We start from the raw sequence: 3,929 nt of genomic DNA on the forward strand, positions 1-3,929 counted from the left end.
CAGATAATCGATCACGCGGCGGCTATCGGTTTTGATTTCCACGCTTACCGTCATGCCAGAAGTGAGTGGGATCATCTCCCCGCCAATGTTCATCACCTGCTCATCGAGCGCGATGGTGACCGGGAAGACAAAGCTCTGGGGCTGCCCGGCCTGGCTCACGGGCGCGGCGGCGGTGTTGGCAGAAGCTGCTGCATTGGCGAGCCCACGCTTGGCTTCCTGCTCTTCGACGGCTTCGGAGGCGACACGGGTGACTTTGCCGTGCAGCACGCCAAAACGGGTGAAGGGGAAGGCGTCGACCTTAACCGCGACACTCTGACCCGGTTTGACAAAGCCGATGTCAAGATTGGCGACGAGCGCCTCAACCTGCAGCGCGCCTTGCGTCGGCGCCACGACAAGCAGTTGCTGCCCGGTGGTCACGACTTGACCGACGGTGGTCACGGCGATCTGTTGGGTGACGCCGTCGGTCGGTGAATAGAGCTTGGTGCGAGCGAGGCGCGCGTCGGCCTTCGCGAGCGCCTGTTTGGCTTCGTCCGCCCTGCGTTCGGCATCGGCAAGCTTGTTTTCATTGTCAGCCACAAATTGCGAGAGAGTCATTATCTTCTGGCTCGCAAGCTCCTTGAGGGCGGCATCGGTCTCGATCAGTTCCCCTTGGTCAGATGCGAGCGAGGATTGTGATCTCTCCAACTGCTGCGTGGAGTCGTAAAGGTTGACCTTGCTGCCTACTTCGCGATTGACTGCCTCCTGGCGTGTGCTGACGAGCTGGGTCAGTGTCTCGATCACCTTGTTCTGATAAGCTATGCTCATGTCGAGGCGCTGGCGCGTCGCGTCCTTCTGCAAGATCTGCTTGTCCAGGCTCTGCAAGGAGCCAAGGAGCTGATCGAGGTCGGCCGTCAGAACCGAAGCCTCGCGCAGGCGCATAGCCTCCGGCAGCGCGGCAGTCCAAACGATTCTTGGCTCAGGGTCGGAGGCGGCTTGTGCCAGCTGTGCGACGATGACCTCGCCTGCGTTTGCCTCATTGGACCGTGCTGGACCGTCGAGCACGGCGCGCGCCGTCGCGATCGCGAAGCGCCGGCGTGCGATTTCGGCGAGGTTGGCATTCAACCCGTCGCGCTGCGCATTTTCTTCAGCCGCCGGCTCAGCCGGATCGAGCTCCAGAAGCAGATCGCCCGCCCTGACGCGCTGTCCGTTGTCGACGTATATGGCCGCAACCTTGCCGGGATCGAGCGGTTGAATCACCTTGGCGCGTCCGGCCGTGTCGATTTTACCGGGGGCCACGGCGTGCACGTCGAGCCGTCCGTAGAACGACCAGGCGAGCGCGGCCGCGAAGAAGACGCAGATCGTAAGCATCGTGACAACGGGCAGCGGCGGCGGCGGCGTTTCCAGGATTTCAATCGCCGCCGGCAGGAATTCGCGATCGCGGCCGGAGATGACCGGGGCCGGTAGGTTGGCCGGTTGCGGCGACGCAGGAGGCAGCGGCGGCAAGGTTCTTTCGTTCATATACCAGCCCTCGCTTGATCAGACTGCAGCGCCCAAAGCCTGGCGTAGAGGCCACCTTGGCGCGCGAGGAGTTCCTCGTGGCTTCCGATCTCGACGATCTCGCCCCGTTCCATTCCGACGATGCGCGTGCATGGACGTACCGCCGCCAGGCGATGCGCGATGATCAGGACCGTGCGGCCGCGCACGATGGCACGCATGTTCTCCTGGACGATGCGCTCGCTCTCGTAGTCGAGTGCTGAGGTCGCCTCGTCGAAGATCAGGATGCGCGGATTGGTGGCGAGCGCACGGGCGATGGCGATGCGCTGGCGCTGCCCGCCGGAGAGATTGGCGCCGCGCTCTTCGATAACCGTGTCATAGCCCTGCGGCATCTGCGCGATGAATTCGTCGGCGCCGGCGAGCCTGGCCGCCTGGATCACCCAGGCCCGCGGCACCGCAGGATCGCCAAGCGCGATATTCTCGTGGATCGAGCGGTTGAAGAGGATGTTCTCCTGCAGCACGACGCCGATCTGGCGGCGAAGCCAGCCCGGATCGAGCTGGGCGATATCGATGCCGTCGAGCATCACCTGTCCAGCCTGCGGCGAGTAAAGCCGCTGCACCACCTTGACCAGCGTCGACTTGCCCGAACCCGAGGCTCCGACAAAGCCGACGACTTCGCCTGCGGCGATCGACAATGTGACATTGCGCAAAGCTTCGGCGGCGTCGGCCCGGTAGCGCAGCGACACGCCGCGCAGCTCGATCTCGCCTTTCGGCGGTGGAAGCGTCAGCAGGTTCTGGGGCACGGGCTCCGGCGGCGTGTTCAGGATGTCGCCGAGCCGCGCTACCGAAACCTGGACCTGCTGGAAGTCCTGCCAGAGCTGCGAGAGCCGAAGGATAGGCGCGACCACCTGGGAGGCGATCATGTTGAATGCGATCAGCTCGCCAACAGTCATCGACCCGCCGATCACCGCCTCCGCGCCGAAGAGCAGGATCAGCGCCGTCGTCACCTTGCTCACATATTGGATGAGGTTCTGGCCAAGCGAGCCGGTGACGCCGGCGTCGAAGGAAGTGCGGACATAGGACGCGAGCCGTTCCTCCCACTGCGCCTGCATCATCGGCTCGACGCTCGCCGCCTTCAGGGTCGGCGCTCCGACGATCGACTCGACGAGGAACTGCTGGGAGCGGGCGCCCCGGTTGAACTTTTCATTGATCTGCTCGCGAAGAACCGGGCGGATCAGCACCGCAATCAACAGATAGACGGGCACCGTGCCGAGCACGACCAGCGTCAGCGTCGGCGAATAGATGAACATCACGACGAAGAAGACCAACGTGAAGACGAGGTCGAGCAGCGAGGTGAGCCCCTGGCCGGTCAGGAAGTTGCGGACAGTCTCGAGCTCGCGCACGCGCGCCACCGTCTGGCCGGTCGCGCGCGTCTCGAAATAGGCGAGAGGCAGGCGAAAGAGGTGATGAAACAGGCGCCGGCCGAGTTCCACGTCCATCCGGTTGGTGGTGTGGCTCAGCGTGTAGGTGCGCAGGAATTGCAGGACCGTCTCGAACAGTCCCAGCGTTACCAGGCCGACGATGAGCACGGTCAGCGTCGACACGCCTTTATGCACCAATACCTTGTCGACGATGAGCTGAAAGAAAACCGGCGTGATAAGGGCAAAAAGTTGCACGAAGAGCGAGGCAAGCGCGACCTGGGCGAGGGGCCGCCGGTAACGCAGGATCGAGGGCAGGAACCAGCGGAATCCGAAAGTCCTGGGGTTTGTGCCCGCCCCGCCAAGGCGGCGCGTGACCAGAACGACCTCGCGCGAGGAGAGCGCCACGATATCTTCGATCGGCATTTCCCGGGCAAGGCGGCCGATCGGATCGAGCAGCCGCGCGTGCCCCTTTGTGGGCGAGGCGGCCAGCACGGCGAAGGTGCCGTCCTTGAGGCCGATCAGCGCGGGGTAGGGAACGGCGGCGAGGCGCTTGGCCTTGACGCCGCGCAGGATGCGCGAGCGCAACTCGAGGACGTTCGCGCCGCGGACAATATCCTCGGCCGCGGCGAAGCGCCCCGTCAGCGCGAGCTGATGACGCATCTGCGCCGGGTCGGCGGCGATGCGGTAATATCCCGCGATCACCGCGAGCCCGGCCAGGCCGGAGTCGATGGGTGTGAACGGCTGGGTGGGATCGGTCCTCGCAAGCTCGATCGTGGTATGTGCCGCTTCGGGCGGTGGCTCGGCCTCCGCGGTCACTCCGGTCGTGTTGCTGTTCGCCTGGTCCACTGCCACCCCCCAAAAAGGGGCCGGGCCGGGGTTCCGGCTCGGCCGAAGCCCAAACGCTAGACTGTGGGAGCGGTCAGGTTGATGTTGAGCGTGCCTGTCCCAGCCTCCGTGAGGTTACTGTTCAGTCCGCTATTGAACGCGTCATAGTCCTGCAGCGCGAGGTTGAAGGCCATGTTGACGGGCTGGCCG

The 3,929-nt window shown here is 64.4% G+C and carries 2 protein-coding genes; both read right to left on the reverse strand.

The annotated features are described in order from the left end of the window. Window positions 1-1,497 (reverse strand): HlyD family type I secretion periplasmic adaptor subunit (locus P9272_RS35610; protein WP_278164866.1); only part of this gene is annotated, 1,497 nt, incomplete at its 3' end. After that, a complete protein-coding gene (locus P9272_RS35615) occupies window positions 1,494-3,665 on the reverse strand; it encodes a type I secretion system permease/ATPase (RefSeq protein ID WP_278164868.1) in 2,172 nt (723 codons plus the stop codon). The genes P9272_RS35610 and P9272_RS35615, both read right to left, overlap by 4 nt. Between the last annotated feature and the right edge of the window lie 264 nt (window positions 3,666-3,929).

This window comes from Mesorhizobium sp. WSM4976 (assembly GCF_029625685.1).
Lineage (GTDB): Bacteria > Pseudomonadota > Alphaproteobacteria > Rhizobiales > Rhizobiaceae > Mesorhizobium.